The sequence below is a fragment of the Cupriavidus pampae genome, from assembly GCF_914271485.1.
In the GTDB taxonomy this organism is placed as follows: domain Bacteria; phylum Pseudomonadota; class Gammaproteobacteria; order Burkholderiales; family Burkholderiaceae; genus Cupriavidus; species Cupriavidus pampae.
The window spans coordinates 518,258-537,833 of sequence record NZ_CAJZAG010000002.1 but is presented as its reverse complement, the minus strand read 5'-3'; the positions used below and the strand labels follow the sequence as shown (position 1 = coordinate 537,833).

General features: G+C 65.4%; 16 protein-coding genes. 8 read left to right on the top strand and 8 right to left on the bottom strand.

Annotated features, from left to right (window positions below):
* The first annotated feature begins 6 nt into the window (after positions 1–6).
* On the top strand, positions 7–2,478 hold the full coding sequence (locus LDO41_RS06630; protein WP_223983490.1) for an ATP-binding protein: 2,472 nt from the start codon (positions 7–9) through the stop codon (positions 2,476–2,478).
* A complete protein-coding gene (locus LDO41_RS06625) occupies positions 2,453–2,890 on the top strand; it encodes a response regulator (RefSeq protein ID WP_223983488.1) in 438 nt (145 codons plus the stop codon). The genes LDO41_RS06630 and LDO41_RS06625 overlap by 26 nt, the downstream gene beginning before the upstream one ends.
* Positions 2,891–2,917: 27 nt before the next feature.
* Here the strand turns inward: LDO41_RS06625 and LDO41_RS06620 are convergent, their stop codons facing one another.
* From LDO41_RS06620 to LDO41_RS06605, 4 genes are all read right to left on the bottom strand, one after another.
* Positions 2,918–4,633: a sensor histidine kinase gene (locus tag LDO41_RS06620; RefSeq protein WP_223983486.1), complete on the bottom strand. Its 1,716-nt coding sequence runs from the start codon at positions 4,631–4,633 to the stop codon at positions 2,918–2,920.
* Complete coding sequence (locus LDO41_RS06615) at positions 4,630–5,235, bottom strand: biliverdin-producing heme oxygenase (RefSeq protein ID WP_223983483.1); 606 nt, start codon at positions 5,233–5,235, stop codon at positions 4,630–4,632. Before LDO41_RS06615 ends, LDO41_RS06620 begins: the two co-directional genes overlap by 4 nt.
* A 203-nt stretch (positions 5,236–5,438) precedes the next feature.
* On the bottom strand, positions 5,439–5,969 hold the full coding sequence (locus LDO41_RS06610; protein WP_223983481.1) for a cytochrome P460 family protein: 531 nt from the start codon (positions 5,967–5,969) through the stop codon (positions 5,439–5,441).
* Positions 5,970–6,139: 170 nt separating this feature from the next.
* A complete protein-coding gene (locus LDO41_RS06605) occupies positions 6,140–6,646 on the bottom strand; it encodes a mechanosensitive ion channel protein MscS (RefSeq protein ID WP_318036277.1) in 507 nt (168 codons plus the stop codon).
* 146 nt (positions 6,647–6,792) lie between these two features.
* Here LDO41_RS06605 and pip point away from each other — a divergent pair, with 146 nt between their 5' ends.
* The gene (gene pip, locus LDO41_RS06600) at positions 6,793–7,743 is read left to right on the top strand and encodes a prolyl aminopeptidase (RefSeq protein ID WP_223983479.1); all 951 of its coding nucleotides are present in this window, start codon (positions 6,793–6,795) and stop codon (positions 7,741–7,743) included.
* A 443-nt stretch (positions 7,744–8,186) separates the two neighbouring features.
* Here pip and LDO41_RS06595 read toward each other — a convergent pair whose 3' ends face one another.
* Positions 8,187–9,110 (bottom strand): LysR substrate-binding domain-containing protein, encoded by a 924-nt coding sequence (locus LDO41_RS06595; protein WP_223983477.1) that lies wholly within the window; start codon positions 9,108–9,110, stop codon positions 8,187–8,189.
* 126 nt (positions 9,111–9,236) lie between these two features.
* Here LDO41_RS06595 and LDO41_RS06590 point away from each other — a divergent pair, with 126 nt between their 5' ends.
* The 5 genes from LDO41_RS06590 (at position 9,237) to paoC (ending at position 14,428) form a co-directional block, all read left to right on the top strand.
* Entirely contained in the window at positions 9,237–9,632 is a 396-nt protein-coding gene (locus LDO41_RS06590; protein WP_223983475.1) for a tautomerase family protein, read from the top strand.
* Positions 9,633–9,666: 34 nt separating this feature from the next.
* A complete protein-coding gene (locus LDO41_RS06585; protein WP_223983473.1) occupies positions 9,667–10,422 on the top strand; it encodes an SDR family NAD(P)-dependent oxidoreductase in 756 nt (251 codons plus the stop codon).
* 182 nt (positions 10,423–10,604) lie between these two features.
* On the top strand, positions 10,605–11,288 hold the full coding sequence (paoA, locus tag LDO41_RS06580; protein ID WP_223983471.1) for an aldehyde dehydrogenase iron-sulfur subunit PaoA: 684 nt from the start codon (positions 10,605–10,607) through the stop codon (positions 11,286–11,288).
* Complete coding sequence (locus LDO41_RS06575; RefSeq protein WP_223983469.1) at positions 11,285–12,235, top strand: FAD binding domain-containing protein; 951 nt, start codon at positions 11,285–11,287, stop codon at positions 12,233–12,235. Before paoA ends, LDO41_RS06575 begins: the two co-directional genes overlap by 4 nt.
* Positions 12,236–12,238: 3 nt before the next feature.
* Positions 12,239–14,428, top strand: a complete 2,190-nt coding sequence (paoC, locus tag LDO41_RS06570) for an aldehyde oxidoreductase molybdenum-binding subunit PaoC (RefSeq protein WP_223983467.1) — start codon at positions 12,239–12,241, stop codon at positions 14,426–14,428.
* 6 nt (positions 14,429–14,434) lie between these two features.
* Here the strand turns inward: paoC and LDO41_RS06565 are convergent, their stop codons facing one another.
* Genes LDO41_RS06565 through LDO41_RS06555 form a run of 3 tightly spaced genes read right to left on the bottom strand, consistent with a single transcriptional unit; the run spans position 14,435 to position 19,073 of the window.
* Positions 14,435–15,610, bottom strand: a complete 1,176-nt coding sequence (locus LDO41_RS06565) for an HlyD family efflux transporter periplasmic adaptor subunit (RefSeq protein WP_223983466.1) — start codon at positions 15,608–15,610, stop codon at positions 14,435–14,437.
* Entirely contained in the window at positions 15,607–17,820 is a 2,214-nt protein-coding gene (locus LDO41_RS06560; protein WP_223983463.1) for a type I secretion system permease/ATPase, read from the bottom strand. The genes LDO41_RS06565 and LDO41_RS06560 overlap by 4 nt, the downstream gene beginning before the upstream one ends.
* Positions 17,817–19,073 carry a TolC family protein gene (locus LDO41_RS06555; RefSeq protein WP_223983460.1) on the bottom strand — a complete coding sequence of 419 codons (1,257 nt, stop codon included), beginning with the start codon at positions 19,071–19,073 and terminating at the stop codon, positions 17,817–17,819. Before LDO41_RS06555 ends, LDO41_RS06560 begins: the two co-directional genes overlap by 4 nt.
* Positions 19,074–19,576 lie beyond the last annotated feature (503 nt).

The window sequence follows — 19,576 nt, the reverse complement described above, 5'->3', positions numbered from 1 at the left end:
GCAGACATGGCCGATGAGTTGACGCACACCCCGACGCACACCCCGACGCAAACCCCGACGCAAAGCCCGACGCAGGAGACGCATGCCATTGAAGCGGATTGCGCGCGCGAGCCGATTCATATTCCAGGTGGTATTCAGCCGCATGGTTTTCTACTGAGCGTGGATGCGGCGGGGCATGTGGTGCAGGTCAGCGCGAATGCTGGCGCGCTGACGGGTGGTGGCGCAGAGGCGCTGCTGGGTCAGCCGCTCGAGGTGGTGCTTGGCGAGCGCGCTGCCGGACTCGTGCTGCAGGCATTGAGCGAGCTCGATACCGAAGGCATTCCACTCTATGCGGGATCGATCGACGATCCGCGTGGTGGCGGGCATTCGCCGCTGGCGCTCGTCGTCCACCGATACGATGGCGTGGCCATCGTCGAACTCGAGCCCGCGCGGGGCACCGCGGATGTGTTCGCATCGATGTACCCGTTGGTACGCACCTTCATCAACAGCCTGCAGGAAGTGGAGAATACCGACGCGCTGGCGGTGCTGGCCGCGCGCGAGGTGCATCGCATCACCGGTTTCGGTCGCACCATGGTGTATTCGTTCGATGACGAGGGTCACGGCCATGTCATTGCCGAATCGCTCTCGCCGGGCTATGCCGGTTATCTCGGTCAACGCTTCCCCGCTTCCGATATTCCCCCGCAGGCCCGCGCGCTGTACGTGCGCAATCGCATCCGGCTGATCGCGGACGCGGACTACGTGGCAGCACCGCTGGTACCGGCGCGACATCCAGCCACGGGCCGCACCACGGACCTGACATTCGCTTCCCTGCGCAGCATCTCCCCCGTGCACGTGCAGTACATGAAGAACATGGGCACATGGTCGTCGATGTCGATGTCGATCGTCGTGCGGGGCCGGCTGTGGGGCCTGATCTCGTGCCATCACGACAGCGCGCGCGTGCCGCCGTTCGAGGTGCGCACCGCGTGCGAACATATCGCGCAGGTGCTGTCGCTGCAGATCGAAGCGAAGGAAGATCACGCGGAAGCCGACTATCGGCTGGAACTGCGCCGGCGTCAGGCGCGGCTGCTCGCGGCAATGGCCAATGCGGACGACTTTATCGATGCGATCGCGGCTGATCCGCGCGATCTGCTGGACCTGCCCGGCGCGACTGGCGCCGCCATCGTCTTCGAAGGTCGCGTGGTACGCCTGGGCGACGCGCCCGAGGCCAGCGTTATTGAGCGCCTCGTAAGCTGGTTCGACACGCGCACCGAGGATGTGTTCGCCACCGACAACCTCGCCGAGACCTGGCCTGAGTACAACGACTTTCTTGGCGAAGGATCTTCCTCCACCGCGGGCATGCTGGTGGTATCGCTGTCGCGCCTGTTCCGTAACTACGTGATCTGGTTCCGGCCCGAGGTAGTGCGCTCGATCCGCTGGGCCGGCGATCCGCGCGCCAAGCTATCCGGGCTGTCACCATCGCTGTCGCCACGCGAAAGCTTCGACGTGTGGACGCAGACCGTGCGTCAGCGCTCGGCGCCATGGCGCCCGGCCGAGGTCGAGATCGCCAGCGACTTCCGCGGCGCGCTGCTGAACCTCGTGCTGCGCCGCGCCGAGGAACTGGCGCAACTGGCGCTGGAACTGGGCCGCGTGAACCGCGAACTGGAAGGGTTTTCGTACACGGTCTCGCATGACCTGCGCGCGCCGCTGCGCCATATCGTGGGCTACGCGGACCTGCTGCGGGAAATGGAGCTGTCACGGCTGTCGGACCGCGGCAAGCATTTCGTCGAGCGCATCATCGCGCAGGCGCGTTTTGGCGGCAAGCTCGTCGATGACCTGCTGTCGTTCTCGCAGATGGGCCGCGCCGCGCTGCGCGTGCAGGCCATCGACCTCGACGATCTGGTCGCGCGGGTGGTGGCCGACGAGACGCGCGAGCTGGGCGACCGTCCGATCGAGTGGGGCAACAGCAAGCTTGGTATGGTAAATGCCGATCCGGTGCTGCTGATCGTGGTGTTGCGAAACCTGATCTCGAACGCGATAAAGTTCACGGGCACGCGTACTGGTGTCGATGGTGCGACGGTTGCGTTTATCGCGATCACGCGTACGCCGGGCGAAGGCAAATTCGCCGGTCAGGATGTGATTACAGTGCGCGACAACGGCGTGGGATTCGATATGCGCTATGCGGACAAGCTATTTGGCGTGTTCCAGCGGCTTCACCGGTTCGAGGAGTTTCCCGGTACGGGGATCGGACTGGCCAGCGTGCGTCGTATCATCGAACGCCATGGCGGCGAGACCTGGGCGGAAGGCGAGCTCGAGCGCGGTGCCTCGATCTCGTTCTCGCTACCGCGCGAACAGGCGTCCGAGGCCGCGCCGGTGCACGAGACGGTCATCGAGGCGGCGGCACGACTGGCTGCGGTATCATCCGGGCAGCCGTACCGACCGGTTTTCAAAGATACGAAGAAAGTGGAGGACGATCGTGCTGAGGCCGATCCTGCTGGTTGAAGATAATCCCGACGATATTGAACTGACGTTGATCGCACTCGAGCGGTCCCGACTCGCCAACCCGGTGGTGTCGGTGCGCGACGGTGCCGAGGCGCTTGATTTCCTGCGCCGCGAGGGCAAGTACGCCAGGCGCGTGGAAGAAAATCCCGCGGTGATCCTGCTCGACAAGAAGTTGCCGAAGATCGATGGCCACGAGGTGCTCAAGGCCGTGCGCGACGACGAGCGGCTGCGGCGCATTCCTGTGGTCATGCTCACGTCCTCGCGCGAGGAGAGCGACCTGCTGCGCAGCTACGACCTCGGCGTCAACGCGTATGTGGTCAAGCCTGTGGAGTTCGACGACTTTATGGCTGCAATCAACGACCTTGGCGTGTTCTGGGCGGTGCTCAACGAGCCGCCGCCTTACAAGGCTTGATCGAGGGCTGAAACGAAGGTTAGCGATCTAGCGCTGGCCGTCGTCCTGCAGGGCCGCGCGCCGGAGGTCGTCCGGGCCGGCCAGCGGCAGCTCCACGCGAAACAGCGCGCCCTTGCCGGGGCCATCGCTGTGCGCGGTGACGGTGCCACGGTGCACCTGCACCAGATTCCGCACCATCCATAGCCCGAGTCCAAGCCCCGCGGTGCGACCGGTGCCTTCGCCGCGCGCCTGCTCGAAGCGTTCGAAGATCCGGTGTAGCGCGGCTTCCTCGATGCCCGTGCCGGTGTCACGCACGGTCACTACCGCGTGCGCGCCATCCGTGGCCACGACCAATTCCACCGTGCCGCGTTCGGTGAACTTGACCGCATTGGTCATCAGGTTCCACATGACCTGACGCATGCGATTCTGATCGGCCATGACCAGAACCGGCGTCAGCGCTTCCGCGCGTACGATCAGCCCCTTCGATTCTGCGCCGACGCGAATGTCCTCGACCACCGAGCTGGCGAGCGCGGCGAGGTCGAGCGCGCGCAGTTCCACCGAGAGCTTGCCGGTGGCGATGGCGCCGCTGTCCAGCAGGTCGTCCACCATGCGCGCAAGCTGGTTGGTATTGCGTTCGATGACCTCGGTGGCGCGTTCCACATGCGCCATGTCCTTGGCGCGCTGCAGCAGCGTGGTCCACCAGAGAATCGCATGCAGCGGCGAGCGCAGTTCGTGGCTGACTGCCGCCACGAAATGATCCATCGCTCGCACCGCGCGGTCGCTTTGCTCGCGCGCGCGTTGCTGCTCGGCGGCAAAGGCCTGGCTGCGCAGTTCGCTGGTCTTGCGCGCGGTGATGTCGATGGTGAAACCGATCAGCGTCTGCGCCGAGCCGTCGCCGAGGTGGCGGCCCGCGCCGCGCGACATCAGCCAGTGCACGCTGCCGTCGGCCCACGTGACGCGGTATTCCACCTCGAAATGCGCACGCGCGGCGACGCTGGCATCGATGGCCGCGCGCACACGTTCGCGATCGTCCGCCTGGATCAGTTCGCTGAACAGCCGCCCTTGGTCGAGCACGTCCGAGGGCTGCAGGCCCATGTTGGCCTTGCACTGATCGGTGCAGACCATATAGCCCGTGGCGAGGTCCAGTTCCCACGCGCCCACGCGCGCAAACGACAGCACCTCGGCGAGCTGCGCCTGATTCTGGCGCAGTTCCGCATTGGCTTCTTCCACGAGCACCTGGCGTAGCCGCGCCTGCGAACGCAGCTTGGCCCGCTCGCGGCGGTTCTCCTCGCCCTCGGCCACCTCTTTCGTGACGTCCATCACCTGAAGCAACAGTAGCGCGTCGCCGGCCGCCGAGGCCTCCACGCGCGATGCACGGACCTGCCAGTAGTGCTCGACAAACTTGCCGTGCGTGCTCATGTCGTAACGGATCAGCGACGACAGACGCTCTTCGCCGGGGGCGAGGTCGCGCAACGTGGCATCGAGCCACTCGGCGCGGGCCTGCCGTTGCGCGGCGGAGCCGTCCTGATTGATGTCGTAGACCGACTTGCCGACGACTTCGGCAAGCGTGCGGCCCGTCATCGCGCGGTACCGGGCGTTGGCGTGCAGCACAATATTGCGCGCGTCGAGAATCAGGTAGGCGTCGGGTAGTACCTCGAACAGATACGCGGTGTCGACGGGCGCGTGGGGGGTGTTGGTGCGCGTGGCGTCGTTGGCCGCGCGGTGGGTCGGGTTCGGTTCGGCGTTATCGAACGCGCTGCTCACGAGGCGATTCCGTCCACGGCGCTGACGCGCGCCAGCAGGTCGTCAAACGCGCGGCATGCGCCCGCGCATGCGGCGGCGATGTCGGCCTCGCTGCGCACGTTGGCGCGCAGTGCATCGAGGAATTGTTTCCAGCGCGGTCCCGGCGATTGCGGGCCCAGGTATTGAAGCGGGTGTGGCGCGAAGCGTTCGGCCAGTTGGCGATAGAGCACAGCACCGCCGAGCTGCGAGCCTTCGATGACGTAGCACAGGCCCCAGCGATAGGCGGCGTCGGTGGGGAGCGTGCTGGCGTCTATCGACGGGACTTCAGTTCCGCCGGGCGGGACCGCGGCATGGTTGAGGTCGGCATCGAGCGCGGGCAGGCGTCGCACGACGGGCAGCACGGAGGGGTCTTGCGGGCCATCGTGGAATTGTGCGAGCCACGCTTCGAGCGGCGCGAGCCAGGCGCGGATCAGCAGCAGATGATCGCGGTAATCGCGCAGCGCCGGCTCCGGCTGCGAGAGCGGCATCGAGCGATCGAGTGTGGCGTGCCGCGCGGCGGTGGCGCCGCGCAGCGCGGCCAGCACGTCATGGGGGGTCTCGAGGTGAGTCGGTTGTCCAGTCACGCAATGTCCGCAAATTGATCAACGCAATTTAGCTACGCAAATAAGCGCGATAAACACGTAATAGCGAGGCAAAACGCAGCCGCCGACGGGTGTCGGAAGGCTGCGGAGAACTCGTATGTTACAGGATGCGCGGCGCGGACGGTTGCACGTAGCAGCAGGTAAAAATTGTCGTTTTTACATGCTGCACAGCGGTCTGACGGTACTTATGGCGCCAGTCGCGTGAACACGTAATCGCGATCCTTCACGCGTGCCGCGTGGCAGGCGAAACAGGTCTGGTGCTGGGCCTCGTCGACGGGTTTCCCGTTGATGAAGCGGCCGTAGCCCCAGCCGCCCGAGGCCGCGTATTTCTTCGAGTCCTTGACCATCACCTGGACTGTGGTCGGGTGGTCCGGTACGAGCGCAGATTCGAAATCCGGCGACTGCGTGTACTTGTACGCGAGCTTCACGAGAATCGAGCCGTCGGGGAAGGGCAGCTTGCCCTTCTTGTAGGCGTCCATCGCGATCTTGTTGCCGACCACGGTGCGCAATTCGTTGAGCGGTTCTTTCTCGAGCGCGGGCGCGACGAATTCCCATTGGCGATAGCCCTTGGGGATCGTTACGCCGTAGATCGGCGAGGCATCGGGGTTGGCTTGGGGCGCGGATTTGGCCGCGGCCTTGTCAGCGGAGAGAGCGGGAAGCGTGAACAGCGCGGAGGCGGCTGCCAGGGCGAGCGAGACGGCGAGGACGGTTTTCATCGTTGTTTCCTACGGGGACGGGGTGCAGTGCCCATTTGTCCCTGACGATGTATCGCCGATATGTCGCCGGTGCCGATTCGATGTATCTCAATGTGTATGCGCGCGCCGTAGCAACATTGCGATGCGGCGCGCGCTCATGATGTCGTGCGAATTGGAACAGTCAGCAGGGATCAGTACCCATAGTAGTTGACCTGCGCCGGCTGGGCGCACGGGACGTAGGCACGGTCGCTGGCGCGGTAGCAGTAGCCCGGGGGCACCTGCGCGTACGGCTGGGCCTGTTGCTGGTACGGTTGCTGATAGGGCTGCTGGTATTGCTGCTGATACGGTTGTTCATACGACGAGTAGCCCTGTTCGACGTAGGTGACCCCTTGCGGCGGGGCCGCGTAGACCGGCGCGGGCGCGGCGACTGCCGCGCTGCTGCTGAGGACCGCGGCACCGATCGCCAGGCCCGCGAGCGCGCCGATGGCCAGCGCTACGCCACCGCCACCACCGCCGCCATGGCCACCACCGTGATAGCGCCCGTGACCGCGATCATAGTCACGCGCCGACGCCGGGCCGGCGGCGAGCAGCGCGGCACTGAGCAGGGCAATGCCTGTGAATCGGATGGACTTGCGCATCGTGAGCTCCTTCGGGGCTGTGGTCGGCCAGATTCGCTGGCCTTTGTTGATGGAGTTCATGATGCACCACTAATCCTTACAGTGGGTTATGCGATGGTGAGCAGATGTTAATACGTGTAAGCAACGCTGTAAGAATCGCTGAAATCGTTGGCCGGCGTAGAATTTTGGGGTTGCCACCGGCGATTGCCACGGAGATCTGAACCGCCATGACCATGCGTACGCTCTATCCCGCCATCGAACCCTATGACGCCGGCATGCTCGATGTCGGGGACGGCCATACGATCTATTACGAGCGCGTGGGCACGCCGGGCGCCAAACCGGCGGTGTTCCTGCATGGGGGGCCGGGCGGTGGTATCTCGCCCGATCATCGGCGCCTGTTCGATCCGGCGCGCTACGACGTGTTGCTGTTCGACCAGCGTGGTTGTGGTCGCTCCACGCCGCATGCCGGGCTGGAGGCCAATACCACGTGGCATCTGGTCGATGACATCGAACGGTTGCGCGTGCTGGCCGGGGTGGAGCGCTGGCTGGTGTTCGGCGGGTCGTGGGGTTCCACGCTGGCGCTGGCCTATGCGGAGAAGTTTCCCGAGCGGACGACTGAGCTGGTGCTGCGTGGGGTCTATACGGTGTCGCAGGCGGAGCTGGATTGGTACTACCAATACGGCGTCTCCGAGATGCATCCGGAGAAGTGGGCGCGTTTTCAGGCGCCGGTGCCGGAGGCGGAGCGGGGCAACATGATTGCCGCGTATCGCAAGCTGCTGACTGGGGATGACGTTGCGAAGCAGGTTGAAGCCGCGCGGGCGTGGAGCGTCTGGGAGGGGGAGACCATTACGCTGTTGCCGAACCCGGATAACACGGCCAAGCACGACGATGGCCATTTCGCGCTGGCGTTCGCGCGGCTCGAGAACCATTACTTCACGCATCGGTGCTGGCTCGAGGATGGGCAGTTACTGCGCGATGCGCATCGGCTGGGGGAGATTCCGGGCGTGATCGTGCATGGGCGGTATGACATGCCGTGCCCGGTGCGGTATGCGTACGCCTTGCAGGCGGCGTGGCCGGGGGCGGCGTTGCATGTGATCGAGGGCGCTGGGCATGCGTGGACGGAGCCGGGGATTTTGGATCAGTTGATTGCGGCTACGGATCGGTTTGCTGCTGGCTGATTGGGCGATTTGATGCGCCGGAGACCCTCTCCCCCGGCCCCTCTCCCTGAGGGAGAGGGGAGAAAACAATAGGGATTTGATTCACCCTCTCCCCCGACCCCTCTCCCTCAAGGGAGAGGGGAGCAAACCGGTGGCATGCGATGCGTTTGCGCCGGCGTTGACCTGCGGCGTTTCCCTCAAGGGAGAGGGGAATCCGGTGGCATGCGATGCGTTTGCGCCGGCGTTGACCTGCGGCGTTTCCCTCAAGGGAGAGGGGAATCCGCTGGCATGCGATGCGTTTACGCCGGCGTTGATCTGCGGCGTCTCCCTCAAGGGAGAGGGGAGCAAACCGCTGGCATGCGATGCGTTTACGCCGGCGTTGGCCTGCGGCGTTTCCCTCAAGGGAGAGGGGAATCTGCTGGCATGCGATGCGTTTGCGCCGGCGTTGACCTGCGGCGTTTCCCTCAAGGGAGCTGGGCGAACGCGGCTGCTGGGCTGCTCAGGGCTTCGTGGACGGTTTCGAGGACGATGGTGGTTAGCCGTTGTACGGCGGCGCTGGGGTCGGCTTCGGCGCGGTGTAGGGAGAGGGGGGCGGTGGGGAGTGGCGGCAGGCCCGTCGCGCGGGGGTCCAGGGCGGTCAGGTTGGGCGGCAGGCTGACGCGGGTGCGTGGCGTGACGCCGAGGCCGGCTTCGGCGGCGGCCCATAGGCCGGACAGGCTTGGGCTCGTGAACGCCAGTCGCCAGGGCATGCCGGCGGCATCGAGCGCGGCAATGCCGGCTGCCCGGAACGTGCAGGGCGGTACGAAGGCGATCAGCGGCAATGGTTCGGCTGGCGCCGCGAGCCGGTGCGTGACCCACTCAGGCGTGCCTGCCCACACGATCGGCACGTCGGCGACGCGCTCGCCATTCGGGAAGTTCGGCATGTCGATGCCATCGCCCCACACCAGCGCCATGTCCAGTTCGCCGCGCAAGGTCTTTTCGGCCAGCGGCACGCTGCGATCGACCTGAACCTCGACGCGGACCTTCGGATGGGCGCGGGCAAAGCGACCCAGCACCGCCGGTAGCAGCGAGTCGGCGAAATCCTGTGGCAAGCCCAGTCGCACCCAGCCTTCCAGATCGGCGCCGCGCACGGTGTCCACGGCCTCGTCGTTGAGCTCGAGCATGCGCCGCGCGTAGCTGAGCAGCGCCTCGCCCGCGGGCGTCAGCGCCAGCCCGCGGCCCGATTTCCGCACCAGCGGCAGGCCGATCTGGTCTTCGAGCTTGCGGAGCTGCGTGCTGATGGCCGACTGTGAGCGGCCCAGTCGGTCCGCCGCCCGCGCGAAGCTGCCGAGTTCGAAGCCGGTGACGAACGTCCGCAGAACATCCATGTCGAGGTTGGTGCGCGTCATGATGGGATGGTGGCACGTAGGAATGATTCGATAAAACGAAAGTGATGCTTTGAATATTTCTGATTTTCAGAACCATTATTGGCGGCTATCTTGGGAACGTCAACCACGTCCATCAAGGAGTCCACCATGCCGCTCGTTCGCATCTCCCTGCTCAAGGGCAAGTCGCCCGCCTATGTCCGCGCCATCGCCGACGGCGTCCACGAGGCGCTGGTCGAGACCTTCCATGTGCCCGTCGACGACCGCTTTCAGTTGATCCATCAGCACGATCGTGACGAATTCATCTACGATGCCGACTATCTCGGCGTACACCGCAGCGACGACGTGGTCTTCATCAATATCCTGCAGAGCAACTGGCGGGACACGCAGACCAAGCAGGCGCTGTATCGGGCCGTGGCTGATCGCCTCGCGCGCAGCCCGGGACTGCGGCGGGAGGACGTCCAGATCCAGTTGTCGCCGAATGGCCGCGAGGACTGGTCGTTCGGTAACGGCATCGCGCAGTACGTGAAGGAGGGCGATGCGTGAATTTCCACCACTACAAGCACAGCAGGAAACGGATATGAATGTACTAGTCACGGGCGCCACGGCAGGATTCGGCATCGCCATCGCACGACGCTTCGTTGCCGCGGGTCATCGCGTGATCGCCGCGGGCCGGCGTCAGGAACGACTCGATGCACTGGCGGACGAGCTTGGCCGCGACAAGGTGTTGCCGCTGGTGCTCGACGTGCGTGACCGCGATGCGGTGCAGGCCGCGATCGACGCGCTGCCGGCGCCGTTTGCCGAGATCGATCTGCTGGTGAACAACGCGGGCCTCGCGCTTGGGCTGGAGCCCGCGCAGGCGGCGGATCTCGACAAGTGGGATCAGATGGTCGACACCAATATCAAGGGCGTGATGTACATGACGCGCGCGGTGCTGCCGGGCATGGTGTCGCGCAATCGCGGGCATGTGGTCAATATTGGCTCGACCGCCGGTGAGTATCCGTATCCGGGTGGCAATGCTTACGGCGGTACCAAGGCGTTTGTGCGCCAGTTCTCGCTGAACCTGCGCGCGGATTTGACGGGCACGAAGGTGCGCGTGACGGACGTGGCGCCGGGTTTGGTGGGTGGCACTGAGTTTTCGGCCGTGCGGTTTGGCGGCGATGAGTCGCGGGTGTCCAAGGTGTATGAGGGCGCCGATGCGCTGACGCCTGACGATATTGCGGAAACCGTGTTCTGGGCGACGACGCTGCCGGCGCGTGTGAATATCAACGTGATCGAGTTGATGCCGGTGACGCAGTCGTTTGGGCCGTTGTCGATTCATCGTACGGCGCAGTAATTTTTACCGACGGGGGGAGGCCCTCTCCCCCCAATCGCGGTGATGTTCGTCCCCGCACGCTTCTTGCGTATCTCCATGTTTTGGCCTTGCCGGCCAGGACTGTCCGCCTGATCTCCCTCCCCACAAACGCCCGGCAAGCCATCTGTTCCGATCGATCTCCGTCTGGAAGAAGGATACGAACAATGGACGACGTCAACGTTTTCACGCTTACGCGGCGTGACCTGCTGAAGGCGAGTGCCACGGCGGCAACCGCAGCGGCGATTCCGCCTTTGGCTTCCGCTCAGGGCACGCCCGCCGCGCCAGCCGCCCCCGCCATCAGGAGTCAACCCTCAATGTCTCAAGTCACGCTCGAGGTCAACGGGCAGCGCGTTACGCTCGACCTCGATACCCGTACCACGCTGCTCGACGCACTGCGCGAGCATCTGCATCTGACCGGTACCAAGAAAGGCTGCGACCACGGCCAGTGCGGTGCCTGCACGGTGCACCTCGATGGGCGGCGCATCAACTCGTGCCTCACGCTGGCCATCATGCATGAGGGCGCGAAGGTGACGACCGTCGAAGGTCTCGGCACGCCGCAGCGCATGCACCCGATGCAGCGCGCGTTCGTCAGGCATGACGGTTATCAATGTGGCTACTGCACGCCCGGGCAGGTCTGTTCGGCGGTGGCGGTGCTCGACGAGATTCGCGCCGGCATCCCCAGCCATGTCAGCGCCAGCCTGACCGCGCGCCCGCAACTGACCGAGGCCGAGATCCGCGAGCGTATGAGCGGCAATATCTGCCGCTGTGGCGCGTACTCGAACATCATCGAAGCGATCGTGGAGGCTGCGAACGCAACCCCGGTCACGACCGGAGGGAGCCGCACATGAAAGCCTTTACCTACGAACGCGCGCAGAGTCCCGCCGCAGCGGCCGCGGCCGCCGAGCGTACGCCGGGCGCGCGCTTTATCGCTGGCGGCACTAATCTGCTTGACCTGATGAAGCTCGAGATCGAACAGCCCGCGCATCTGATCGACGTGAATGGGCTCGGCCTCGACAAGATCGAAGCGACGCCGCAGGGCGGGCTACGCATCGGCGCGCTGGTGCGCAATACCGATCTGGCCGCGGACTCGCGTGTGCGGCGCGACTACGGCGTGCTGTCGCGCGCGTTGCTGGCCGGCGCATCCGGACAATTGCGCAACCGGGCGACTACCGCTGGCAATCTGCTCCAGCGCACGCGTTGCCCGTATTTCTATGACACCAATCAGCCGTGCAACAAGCGCCAGCCCGGCAGCGGGTGTAGCGCGCTGGGCGGCGTAAGCCGGCAACTGGCGGTCGTCGGCGGCAGCCAGTCGTGCATCGCCACGCATCCCAGCGATATGGCGGTGGCCATGCGCGTGCTCGACGCCAGCGTAGAGACGGTGCGTGCCGATGGCACGCGGCGCGTGATTCCTATCGTGGATCTGCATCGCCTGCCAGGCAACACGCCGCAGGCCGAGACCACGCTGGTACCGGGCGAGCTGATCACTGCGGTGACACTGCCCGCGCCGCTCGGTGGGGCGCAGATCTATCGCAAGGTACGCGACCGCGCATCGTATGCGTTTGCGCTGGTATCGGTGGCCGCGATCGTGCAGCGCGATGGCACCGGGCGCGTGGCGCTCGGCGGGGTGGCACCCAAGCCCTGGCGCGTGGAGGCCGCCGAGGCGGAGTTGCCGCGCGGGGCAAAGGTGGTAAGCGACCGCCTGTTCGCTGAGGCGATGCCGACCGAAGAGAACCGCTTCAAGATCCTGCTGGCCCAGCGCACGCTGGCGGCCGTCCTGACGCAAGCGAGGAGCTGAGCCATGAAATTCGATTCCCCCGCTACCGACAATCCGATCGACCGCCTGCAGGTAGTTGGCCAGCCACTCGATCGCATCGACGGACCGATGAAAGCGTGCGGCACGGCGCCGTATGCGTATGAACGCCACGATGTGGCGGCGCATCCCGCTTACGGCTACGTCGTGCATGCCGGTATCGCCAAGGGTCGCATCGTGTCGATGGACCTCGCCGAGGCCCGCCGTGCTCCGGGCGTGATCACGATCGTTACGGCCGAGAACGCCGGCAAGCTTGGCAAGGGCAAGCGCAATACCGCCGCGCTGCTCGGCGGACCCGAGATCCAGCACTACCATCAGGCGGTGGCACTGGTGGTGGCCGATACCTTCGAGCAGGCCCGGGCGGCGGCCAACCTCGTACGCGTGCAGTACGACGCCAAGCCCGGTGCATTCGATCTGCACAATGCGCGCACCAACGCGGTCAAGCCCAAGTCCGACGAACCTGACACCGCGGTGGGCAATTTCGTCGAGGCCTTTGCCAAGGCACCGGTCAAGCTCGACGCGATCTACACCACGCCCGACCAGTCGCACGCGATGATGGAACCGCATGCCTCGCTGGCCGCATGGGAGGGCGACAAGGTGACGATCTGGACTGCGAACCAGATGGTCGACTGGGGCGTGCAGGATATGGCCGCCACGTTGAACATTCCCAAAGAGAAAGTGCGCATCATCTCGCCGTTTATCGGCGGCGGGTTTGGCGGCAAGCTGTTTCTTCGCGCGGAATGCCTGCTTGCGGTGTTGGGCGCGCGGGCGGCCAAGCGACCGGTGAAGGTCGCGCTGACCCGGCCGATGATGATGAACAACACCACGCACCGGCCCGCGACGATTCAGCGCATTCGCATTGGGACCACGCCGGACGGCAAGATCACGGCCATCGGGCACGAGAGCTGGTCGGGCGATCTGCCCGGCGGTGGGCCAGAGACGGCCGTGCAACAGACCCGTCTGCTGTATGCGGGCGCGGATCGCATGACGGCAATGCGGCTCGCGACGCTCGATCTGCCAGAGGGCAACGCGATGCGCGCCCCCGGCGAGGCGCCGGGTTTGATGGCGCTGGAGATCGCCATGGATGAGCTGGCCGAGAAACTCAAGATGGATCCGATCGCGCTGCGCGTGGCCAATGACACGCAGGTCGATCCGGAACATCCGCAGCGGCCGTACTCGCAACGCCAGCTCAATGAATGCCTGCGCCGGGGTGCGGAGCGCTTTGGCTGGAGCGCGCGCAAGGCGCAGCCGGGGTCGGTGCGCGACGGGCAGTGGTTGGTCGGTATGGGCGTGGCGGCGGCGTTTCGCAACAACCTCGTGATGAAGTCCGGCGCGCGCGTGAAGCTCGATCGTTCGGGCATGGTGATCGTCGAGACCGATATGACCGACATCGGCACCGGCAGCTACACGATCATCGCGCAGACCGCGGCGGAAATGCTGGGTGTGCCGATCGAGAAAGTGGCGGTGCGGCTTGGGGATTCGTCTTATCCGGTGTCCGCTGGGTCGGGTGGTCAGTGGGGCGGCAATAGCTCGACGGCCGGCGTGTACGCGGCGTGCGTCAAGTTGCGTGAGGCGGTGGCGAAGCGCGCGGGGCTCAATGCGGGCGATGCGGTGTTTGCCAATGGGCAGGTGTCGTCCGGTGGTCGCACGGTGCCGCTGACTTCCGTGGCTTCCGATGGCGAGCTCGTTGGCGAGGACACGATGGAGTATGGCGACCTCGGCAAGAAGTATCAGCAGTCAACGTTCGGCGGGCACTTTGTCGAGGTCGGCGTGGATTCCGCCACCGGTGAGATTCGGGTACGGAGGATGCTCGCGGTCTGCGCGGCGGGGCGGATCCTCAATCCGAAGTCGGCGCGCAGTCAGGTAATTGGCGCGATGACGATGGGGGTGGGAGCGGCGCTGATGGAAGAACTGGCGATCGACAAGCGACGCGGGTTCTTCGTCAACCACGACCTCGCCGGATACGAGGTGCCCGTGCATGCAGACATTCCTCACCAGGAGGTGATTTTCCTCGATGAGGTGGACCCGATGTCGTCGCCGATGAAGGCCAAGGGCGTTGGCGAACTGGGTATCTGCGGGGTCGGGGCCGCCGTAGCCAACGCGGTGTACAACGCGTGTGGCGTACGGGTGCGGGAGTATCCGATTACGCTGGACAAGGTGTTGGCGGGTTGGGGGTGAGGCAACTCACCGCTCGCGCAAGGCTTCGGCCGCGCGGTTCAGCGGTTTCAACAGGTACTGCAACACCGTGCGGTGACCGGTCTGGATTTCAGCGGTGGCGACCATCCCCGGCAGGATCGGGTGCCGCTTGCCATCGCTCGTTTCCAGATAGGCGTGATCAGTCAGCACGTACACACGGTAATAGTAGACGCGCTTGTCGACCTGGTCTTCGATCGTGTCTGGCGAGATGCGGTCCACCTTGGCGGGCAGCGTGCCGTACACCGATGACTCGTACGCCGAAATCTTGACCGTGGCGGCCTGGCCCGGATGGATAAAGGCAATGTCGCGCGGGCTCAGCCGTGCTTCCACAAGCAATTGGTCACCGAGGGGCACGATTTCCATCAGCACACCGCCCGGACTCACCACGCCCCCGATGGTCGAGATGCGGATGTCCTTGACGATGCCGCGCGATGGCGACGTGATGGCCGTGCGCCGCAGCAGGTCGGCGCGGCCCTCGCGCACCTTGAGCAGCGGGCCGAGATCTCCCATCGTGGTGGCGTAGTCGGATTTCAGCGCGACGTAGTACTCGCTCGAGGTGGCCGACAGCTTGGTCGAGAGTTCGGCCACCTTCTGCCGCAGACGCAGGATTTCCACCTCGTTGGTGGCGCCCGTGCGCAGCAGCGGCAATGCAATCTGCAACTCGTCCTGCGCCAGCTTCAACTGCTTCTGCAAATTCCCGACGTTGTCGCGAAACGCGCGGCGGTTGGTGTCGAAGGCCTGTCGTTCGCGTTCGACGACCGCCTGCTCCTTCGCCAGTTCGGCCGGGAATTTCACGCTCGGTGCATCGTTCATTTCGGCCTGCAACCTCGCCGCGCGTGCCTGAAGCGCGACGATCTTCTCGAGGGCTTCTTCCATCGACGAGCGTGCCAGCACCGGATCGAGCGTGGCCAGTTGCTGGCCGGCCTGCACCACATCGCCCTCGCGCACGGCGAGGTCCGACACGATGCCGCCTTCAAGGCTTTGGATGATCTGGCCCTTCGACGCTGGCGTCACCTTGCCTTCGCCGACCGCTACCTCATCGAGCTGCGCGAAACCGGCCCAGATCAGGAAGATGGCCAGCGCGCCGATGATCAGCCACAGCAGGTAGCGAGGGCCGCTGGCATGGTGGCGGCCTGTACGCATCCACATCGTGTACGTGTTCATATCGCACCTCCCGTAGCCGATGCCGGCCGCATATGCGCGGCGGGCGAGGCGGCGTTGCGCCGCAGGCTGGCCAGCACGTCATCCTTGGGGCCGTCGCGCACAATGCGGCCGCCGTCCAGCACGATCATGCGATCGACCAGAGCCAGCACTGCGTAGCGATGCGTCGCCACTACCAGCGTGCGATTGCCAAGCCAGCCGCCCACGCGTTCGATGATGCTGTGTTCGGTGGCTTCATCGAGCGATGCGGTCGGTTCGTCGAGCAGCAGCACATTGGGTGCGCGCAGCAGCGTGCGTGCCAGTACCACCGCCTGACGCTGGCCGCCCGAGAGACCCACGCCATTCTCGCGGATGCGCAGGTCGAGCCCATGCGGCTGGTTCAACAGCATCTGGTCCGCGCAGGCGAGATGCAGCGCTTCCAGCAATGCCTCGTCGGTAGCGAGCGGATCGGCGATGCGCAGGTTGTCGCGCAGCGTGCCGTAGAACAGGTTCGATTCCTGCATGACCACGCCGACATCGCGGCGGATGTCGGCGGTGTCGATCAGGCCCATCGGCGTTTCGTTGAACATCACGCGCCCTTGCACCGGCGTGGCCAGACCGGCCATCAGCCGCAGCAGGGTCGATTTGCCGGCGCCCACGCGGCCGAGAATCGCGATGCGTTCGCCCGGTTCGATGCGCAACTGCGGAATCACGAGCGCGGGCTTCTCTTGTGGGTCGAAACCGTAGACCACGCTTTCGAAGCGATAGCGGCCGACCAGCGCGGGACGATGGTAGGCATCGTTGCCGGGTTCATGGTCGAGTGGCAGATCGAGTAGTTTGTCCAACGCCTTCTTGCCGACGCGCGCGTTCTGGATGCGGCCCAGCACGGCTGGAATCTGCGAGAGCGGGGCGATGGTGCGGCTGGTGAGGATCGAGCATGCCAGCACCGCGCCGAACGACAGGTTGCCGTCGAGAATGCCATACACGCCGCCCACGATCACGCCGATATACGCCACCTGCTGGATGGTTTGCGAGAAGTTGACGAGCATTCCGGCGATAAAGCGTTGCTTGAGTCCGATCTCGCCATTGACCTCGTTGACGTGTTGCCACAGCTTGCGAAAGCGGGGTTCCGCCTGCAGGGACTTGATGTCCTCGGCGCGGTAGATCGATTCCATCAGAATCGCGTTGCGTAGCGCGGATTCGGCCATGCCCTCGGTGGACAGGCGCGCGAGTGGAAACTGCGCGAGCAGGCCGGGCAGGATCAGCAGCGGAATGGCCACCAATGGCACCAGCACGAGCCAGCCGCCCAGCAGCCAGATGATGAACAGGAACGCGACCACGAAGGGCAGGTCGATCAACACGCCTAGCGAGCTCGACGTGAGCAGTTCGCGCAGTTGCTCGAGGTCGCGTAGTTGCGAGATCAGCGTGCCGGGGGATTGCGGGCGCGCGTCGTTGCGGATATCGAGCACGCGGGCGAAGAACATGGCGGACAGCTTGAGGTCGACCTGTTTGCCGAAATGATCGGCGATGGCTACGCGTGCGGTACGGATGGCGAGTTCCAGCACTAATGCGAGCGCGACGCCGGCGGTCAGTACCCACAGTGTGTTGGTCGAACGTGCCGGGACCACACGGTCCCATACCTGCATGGCGAATAGCGAGGTGGCGACCGCGAGCAGGTTGCCGAACAGCGAACCGAGGCCGAGTTCGAGCATGGTGCGCCAGTTGGCGGTGAATGCGCCGGCCAGCCACGATTTGGGCTGCATGGCGATATACGCGTCGAGGCGGTCGCTGCGTTGGGTTTCGCGCTCGCGTAGCAGCAGAACGCGGAGTTTTCCTTGGTGACCGGGGCGCAGGAGCGATTCGAGCAACGGCGTGCGTTCGACGCTGCCGCCATCGGTGGCGAGTTGCACCATCGCCTTGCCGTGCGATACCGAGACGATCAGGCCGACGTGGCGGTCGTCGATGGGCACCAATGCGGGCAGCAGGACGTCCGACAGGTCTTGTGGCCTCACGTCGGCGAACTGCGCGGTGATGCCGGCGGCGGCGGCCATTTCGATCACCGTGCGCTCGCCGTCGGCGCGGTCGGCCCAGGCGGAGGCACCGCGGATCAGTTCGGGCGAATTGGTGAGGCCAAGATGGCGCGCGGCCATCAGGATGGCCTCGGTCCAGCGTTCGAGGGGGGCGCCGTCTGCTTCTGGCGTCTCCGCTGGCGTCGGTTCGGGAATGGCGCTCATGGTTTGGCTCTCGCTCTCGTTTCTGGGGCGGTGTCGACTCCCAGTTCCTGCTCGCGCAGCAGATCGACGAAGCGGCCGACTGCGACGTGCGCGCGCACGCGTGCGACGGTGGCGTCGGCCATGGCGCTGACCCATTCCTGCTCGGCGATAAAGATCTCGCGCTCGGGGTTCAGGACGTCGGTCAGGGTACGTTTGTTGAGGATGTATTCCTGCCAGTACAGATCGCGCGAGGCGCGCAGCAGGGTGATCATCTGCTCGTAGCTGTCCTTGCGCGCAATCGCGCCGGCGGCTTCGGTGGACGACGCGCGCAAGGCGGTGCGGGCGATCAGGCGCTGATTGTCGAGCGCGTCGAGCGCGGCGCGGCGTTCGGCCTGCGCGGCGGCGATGCGGTGCTGGTTGAGGCGGCCCAGCGAGAAGTCGCCGGAGATCGACACGCCAACCCAGGTGTCGTCGTACGCGCTGGAGGGACCGGTTGAGACCGTGCGGCTGACGCCCACGCTCACCGAGGGGTACTGCTCGGCCTGGGCCTGCGAGACGTGGGCCTGGGCGGCTTCGACGGCTGCGCCTGCGGCCAGTACCGCGGGCGTTTGCTCTACGGTACCCATCTCGTCGCCGAGCTGGTTGATGTCGCCGTTAGTGCCGGTGAGGTCTTCGACCTGCTCGGGCTTGATGCCGATGAGCTCGGCCAGACGCGAGGCCGCCACGTCGAAACGGCTGCGCGCGCGGAGCTGGTCGGATTTCGCGCGCTGGATCGCGATGTCGGCCATATTGCGGTCCGAGTTGACGGACAGGCCCGCGCGGACGCGATCGCCGATCTTGCTGCGCGTGGCGGTGAGGGCGTCTACCTGCCTTTGTGCCGCGGCCACGATCTCCTGGCTGGCGGCCAGCTCGACGAACGTCGCGGCGGTGTTTTGCGCGATGGTTTCCATGGTGTCGGTGAGCAGATGCCGGTTGCGGTTCAATTGGGCATCGGCTGCCGCGATGCGGCTCTGGGTCTTGCCGAAGTCGTACACGAGCTGGCTCACGCCGAGCGAACCGCGGACGCCGGCGAGATTGCCGCCAGTGCCGTAGGTGGCGCCGTAGCCGGGGCGCACGCCGTATTCGAGCTTGGGGTACCACGCGGCCTTGGCTACGGCGATCTCCGAGTTGCTTTGCGCGATCACGGCGTTGGCGCGGCTGATGTCGGGGTGTCGGGAGATGGCGAGACCGATGGCTTCACGGATGCCGATGCCCTGCATCTGGATGTGGCGCATGCCACTGGTGTCGGCTATCGGGGAAGGTGGGGGCGATGCCAGCGGCGATAGCATCAGCTCCGGTGGGGCGGCGGTTGCCGTGGCCGATGCCAGCGCTAGCGCGCAGCAGATTGCTGCATGTTTTGGGTTGATACCGGTTGGACGGATGTTGGGCAATTGTCTTGTTGATATCGGTTAGTTAAGGGTGGCTGCCCTCACCCCCGGCCCCTCTCCCCAAGGGGAGAGGGGAGAAAACACTGGAGTGAGATCAATACCCCTCTCCCCCGGCCCCTCTCCCCAAGGGGAGAGGGGAGCAAACCAACCGCGTTTGATGCGCCACCGGTGTGGCCCACTCCCACGCGGAGCGGGGAGCAAACCGACGGCGTTTGATGCGTCACCGGTGTGGCCCGTTCCCACGCGGAGCGGGGAGCAAACCGACGGCGTTTGACGCGCCCCCCGGTGTGGCCCGTTCCCACGCCGAGCGGGGAGCAAACCGACGGCGTTTGATGCGTCACCGGTGTGGC